Below are 4,856 nucleotides of genomic sequence, written 5' to 3'. Positions count from 1 at the left end.
CCGTTTCATAATCGAAATGGCCTTTCTTATTATAAATTAATATTTGAATATTAAAAAGTTAATATTGATATTTATTCAAACCTTAATTATTGTCACGTTACCAATGACCAAGAAAATAGATTCGCAAAAAGTGATGCTCGATCACTCAGAAGCGAAAGTCAAATTATTAGGAAAATACCTTGATAGATACTTAAATATCATAGCAAACGATGGATACACAAAGAAAATAAATATTTTCGATTTGTTTTGTGGAGAGGGTTTGTATGAAAACGGAGGAAAAGGTAGCCCAATAATTATTTTAGAAAATGTTAAAAAGCTACATTCTATTAATTCGGGAAGAATAGATAAAATTCCAAGCATTGATATTTTTTTCAACGATATAAAAAAAGAAAAAACGGATAAAGTAGATAGTATTGTTAAACAAAAAGGGTTACACTCAGAACGTTTTGGGCAACTTTACTATCGAAACAAGAATTATAAAGAAATAATACCAAGTTTAAGTGCATTTTTAGATAAATCGAAAGATGCTAAGTCATTCATATTCATTGATCCGTACGGTTATAAAGAGATTAGAGCATCTGAAATTAAAGGGTTATTAAAATCCAAAAAGTCAGAGGTATTGTTGTTCTTACCAACTCAATTTATGTATAGATTTGATGAGAAGGGAACACCTGAATCTTTGATTGAGCTATTAGATGATCTTGTAGAATATAATAAGTGGAAGTCAAATGAATCAGTATTCCATTTTATTGATCAATTTAAGGAAGCGTTTAAGCAAAATCTTGGGAGTGAATTTTTTGTAGATACTTTTACGATTCAAAAGGATAAACATACAGTCTTTTGTCTTTTCTTTTTCTCGAGCCATATAAGAGGGTTTGAAAAGATGCTTGAAGCCAAATGGGACATTGATACTGAGGCGGGCAAGGGTTGGAAATATGAAAGGACTCGAAGTCTTTTTGAGCCTTTTAAAACGAACCTATTGGAAAGTAATTTACTAAAAAAATTAGCCAATAGTGCAATGAATAACGTGGAAATTTATAACTTTACATTGCACTCTGGATTTTTACCGAAGCATATGAATGAAGTTTTAAATACTTTACAAGAAACTAATAAGATTTCAGTGACGTTGAAAACAGGGGAAAAAGCTCGAAAGAATGCTTTCTATGTCAACTATGATCATTATAAAAATAATGAGGATAAAGTTTTGATTAAATTATGTTAAGATGGCACAATCCGATATCGAATGGACAGAAGTAACATGGAATCCAGTTACAGGTTGTAATAAAATTAGCCCAGGTTGCAAATTTTGTTACGCTGAGACTATGTCTAAGAGATTAAAGGCGATGGGGATTGATAAGTATAAGGAAGGGTTTAAGTTGAAAATCCATCCGGAAGTTTTAAATACACCATTTTCTTGGAAGAAATCTAAAGTAGTTTTTGTAAACTCAATGAGTGATTTATTCCATGAGGACGTACCCATTGAATTTATAAAGGCTGTTTTCGCCGTGATGAATAGTACTCCACAACATACATATCAGGTGTTGACGAAGCGTTCGGAGAGATTACTTGAGTTGTCGGAAGAGTTAAATTGGACTAACAATATATGGATGGGGGTGTCTGTTGAAAATGAAGACTACACTTATAGAATAAAGGAACTCGCACAAACTTCAGCTAAAACCAAGTTCTTATCGATAGAGCCACTGATCGCTCCAATAAAGACTTTAGAATTAAACAAAATTGATTGGGTAATCGTAGGAGGCGAATCTGGCCATAAAGCGAGGCCGCTAAAAAAACAATGGGTTGACTATATAAAAGGAAAGTGCGAAGAGAAGAATGTTGCATTCTTTTTTAAACAATGGGGAAAAGCAAAATTTAATATAAATCAGAACGATCCGACTATAGACTCTGGCCATCCAAAACATGCTAAAGGGGGGTGCGAGTTAGATGGGAAAATATACAGACAAATGCCACCTAAAGCAGCTTAGCTGTCTTTGCGAGTTTGAGAAGATATTAACCTAAGTCTGGGCACCCGCAAAAGCCCTAATTGATTACACAATTAGGGCTTTTCTATTTTCAAAACTTTCTTTCTGTCTCGCCTCTTGAATCTTACTGTCTTGTTTTATTTTTCTTGCCTCTTGAATCTTACTGTCTTGATTTCCTTTTCTTGCCTCTTGAATCTTGCTGTCTTGATTTCTTTTTCTTGTCTCTAACTTCATGATCTGTTCATTTAACTGGCCGAAACTTAATGTGATGTTCATGTTACACAGGTAGGTTTGATTAAAATCATAGATTATGAAAAAGATAGCAAGCGTATTTATGGTGCTTTTGGTAATGTCAGCAGCATCAATTAAAACCTATGCACAAGTTAGTATAGGGATCTCTGTAAATATAGCACCACCTGTACTGCCAACTTATACACAGCCGCCCTGCCCTGTTGACGGTTATTTGTGGACACCGGGCTATTGGGCTTATGACCAGGATGGCGGGTATTACTGGGTGCCGGGTGTATGGGTGAGCCCGCCGCAGGTTGGTTATTTATGGACACCCGGTTACTGGGGTTATGACGGAGCCGTTTATGTTTATCATGAAGGGTATTGGGGCCATCATATCGGGTTTTACGGAGGGGTAAATTATGGCTACGGTTACGCAGGTAGCGGCTATGTTGGTGGTCGCTGGGCCGGTAATTCATTTCAATACAACACCGCGGTTGTGAATGTTAATAACACGGTTGTACATAATACCTATATCAATAAAACGGTGGTTAATAATGTTACCGTTAATAACAATAGCTTCAACGGACCGGGTGGTGTAACCGCTAAGCCGGGGCCACAGGAGCGTGCCGCCGAAAAGGAAGAACACGTACAACCAACTTCAGATCAAATTAGTCACAGGCAGGTTGCGGTGAAAGATCAAAGCCAGTTTGCAAAAAATAATAACGGACACCCGGCTACCGCTGCCATGAACAAGGTTAACGGAAGCCGCTTTACGCCGGAAGGAAACAACGCCCGGCCATTCTCAAGGAGCAACGCCAACAATAACCCCGCAAAGCCTCGCCCTTCAGAAAGTACTGATCATCCGGTTAGCAACCAGCCAAGACTGGTAAATAATCAATCAAGACCTGAAGGTAATCAGCGAAGACCGGTAAATCAGCAACGGGCTATTACACCACATAGGCAGGTACCTGCGCAGCATCATGTAGCCCCGCACCGGGAAAGGCAACGCTAAGCTATAGTTTAAGGATTACGAATCTCCCGAATTAAACAATTGCCCTCAAGAAGTACATTATATAACGAAGCCCTAACCGATTGCTCAGTTAGGGCTTTTCTATTTTTTTCTTTCTTGTTTCTTGAATCTTGCTGTCTTGACTCTCAATTCAACCTGTACGGTGCTATTAAATAAAACTCTGGGATCTGTACATTGAAATTGGCGTTGTCAAGCAGGCGAAGCATGTGGTATTCGCCTTTCATGTTGCCCATATCTGTTTTAAGGTTACAGCCCGATACGTACTCGTGAGTATGGCCCGGCTCGATAACAGGTTGCTGGCCTACTACGCCCTCGCCTTCTACTTCACGCTTTGCACCGTTTGAATCAAATATATACCAGTGACGGCTCATCAACCTGATGGCGTAGTTGGTCATGTTTTCGATGCTTACTTTGTAAGCAAACATAAAATGATCGTTTGCCGGGTTTGAATACTCCGGCTGATATATGGTTTCTATGGAAACCTTAACACCCTCAGTTATAGTGGTAACCATGTGACAAGTATCGTTTATTTCAAATATATGGAAAGGGAGCAAATATTAAGCCATTTCAATGGCATATTTTTCTTCAATTTCGGCCAGGATCTGGTTAACCGATTCAAGATCAGGGGCAGTAACAAACCGCATCCTAAACTCTTTGAAATGATCTATCCCTTTAAAGTAATTAGAATAATGCCTGCGCATCTCAAAAATGCCTGTTTTAGGGCCTTTCCACTCAATTGATTTATATAAATGGGCCCGGCAGGCTGTAACACGCTCGGCAATTGTTGGCTTATCCAGGTATTCGCCGGTTTTAAAGTAGTGCTTTATTTCGCGAAAAATCCACGGATAACCGATAGCTGCGCGACCGATCATCATGCCATCAACCTCATATTCCATGCGCCATGCCGCAGCCTTCTCGGGCGAATCGATGTCGCCATTCCCGAAAATGGGGATTTTTATACGCGGATTTTTTTTGATATCCCTGATCAACGCCCAGTCGGCCACACCTTTATACATCTGCGCGCGGGTACGGCCATGTATAGTAAGCGCCTTGATGCCAACATCCTGTAGGCGTTCGGCTACTTCGTAAACATTTTTGGTGTTATCATCCCAGCCCAAACGGGTTTTAACAGTTACCGGTAAATGTGTTGCCTCAACAACCGCTTTGGTCATGGCAACCATTTTATCAATATCCTGTAACAGGCTTGCACCTGCGCCACGACAAGCTACCTGTTTTACTGGGCAGCCATAATTGATATCCATCAGGTCGGGGCCAGCCAGGGTTGCAATTTCAGTAGCTTCGCGCATGTGGTCGATATCACTGCCGAATATCTGGATGCCGATAGGCCTCTCGTACTCAAAAATATCAAGTTTCTGCCTGCTTTTAGCCGCGTCGCGGATCAGGCCCTCGCTCGAAATGAACTCTGTATACATCATGTCCGCACCGTTTTGCTTGCATACATAACGGAAGGGTGGATCGCTCACATCCTCCATCGGCGCCAGCAACAGCGGGAACTCCCCTAAATCAATATTTCCTATTTGTACAGACATCCTTATCTTTAGCCTGCAAAAATACGAATTTTACATCTAATGATAAAAGACTCATATCAAAGC

Annotated in this window: 6 protein-coding genes; 3 read left to right on the top strand and 3 right to left on the bottom strand. The window is 39.9% G+C overall.

From position 1 onward, the window contains the following. Positions 1-103: 103 nt before the first annotated feature. Positions 104-1,222, top strand: a complete 1,119-nt coding sequence (gene tcmP / locus VF500_RS27400) for a three-Cys-motif partner protein TcmP (RefSeq protein ID WP_330862712.1) — start codon at positions 104-106, stop codon at positions 1,220-1,222. Between the two features lies 1 nt (position 1,223). Beyond that, positions 1,224-1,985 (top strand): phage Gp37/Gp68 family protein, encoded by a 762-nt coding sequence (locus VF500_RS27395; RefSeq protein ID WP_330862711.1) that lies wholly within the window; start codon positions 1,224-1,226, stop codon positions 1,983-1,985. A gap of 63 nt (positions 1,986-2,048) precedes the next feature. Here the strand turns inward: VF500_RS27395 and VF500_RS27390 are convergent, their stop codons facing one another. Further along, positions 2,049-2,258 carry a hypothetical protein gene (locus VF500_RS27390; RefSeq protein ID WP_330862710.1) on the bottom strand — a complete coding sequence of 70 codons (210 nt, stop codon included), beginning with the start codon at positions 2,256-2,258 and terminating at the stop codon, positions 2,049-2,051. 34 nt (positions 2,259-2,292) lie between these two features. Here VF500_RS27390 and VF500_RS27385 point away from each other — a divergent pair, with 34 nt between their 5' ends. Further along, positions 2,293-3,225, top strand: coding sequence for a YXWGXW repeat-containing protein (locus tag VF500_RS27385; RefSeq protein WP_330862709.1), 933 nt, complete (start codon positions 2,293-2,295; stop codon positions 3,223-3,225). Between the two features lie 143 nt (positions 3,226-3,368). On the opposite strand, the gene apaG is transcribed toward VF500_RS27385, so the two are convergent. Both apaG and dusB read right to left on the bottom strand, forming a co-directional pair. After that, the gene (gene apaG, locus VF500_RS27380; protein WP_121232413.1) at positions 3,369-3,755 is read right to left on the bottom strand and encodes a Co2+/Mg2+ efflux protein ApaG; all 387 of its coding nucleotides are present in this window, start codon (positions 3,753-3,755) and stop codon (positions 3,369-3,371) included. A gap of 45 nt (positions 3,756-3,800) precedes the next feature. Beyond that, complete coding sequence (gene dusB, locus VF500_RS27375) at positions 3,801-4,793, bottom strand: tRNA dihydrouridine synthase DusB (RefSeq protein WP_330862708.1); 993 nt, start codon at positions 4,791-4,793, stop codon at positions 3,801-3,803. Positions 4,794-4,856: the final 63 nt, after the last annotated feature.

The sequence above is a fragment of the Mucilaginibacter sp. genome (genome assembly GCF_036383575.1).
Classification (GTDB): Bacteria; Bacteroidota; Bacteroidia; order Sphingobacteriales; family Sphingobacteriaceae; genus Mucilaginibacter.
The sequence above is the reverse complement of the archived record's forward strand: the minus strand, read 5'-3'. Positions and strand labels throughout refer to the sequence as shown.

Coding starts and splice junctions, on each gene's coding strand:
- VF500_RS27390 (WP_330862710.1), bottom strand. CDS start 2,258: ATGAACATCACATTAAGTTTCGGCCAGTTAAATGAACAGATCATGAAG.
- dusB (WP_330862708.1), bottom strand. CDS start 4,793: ATGTCTGTACAAATAGGAAATATTGATTTAGGGGAGTTCCCGCTGTTG.
- VF500_RS27385 (WP_330862709.1), top strand. CDS start 2,293: ATGAAAAAGATAGCAAGCGTATTTATGGTGCTTTTGGTAATGTCAGCA.
- tcmP (WP_330862712.1), top strand. CDS start 104: ATGACCAAGAAAATAGATTCGCAAAAAGTGATGCTCGATCACTCAGAA.
- VF500_RS27395 (WP_330862711.1), top strand. CDS start 1,224: ATGGCACAATCCGATATCGAATGGACAGAAGTAACATGGAATCCAGTT.
- apaG (WP_121232413.1), bottom strand. CDS start 3,755: ATGGTTACCACTATAACTGAGGGTGTTAAGGTTTCCATAGAAACCATA.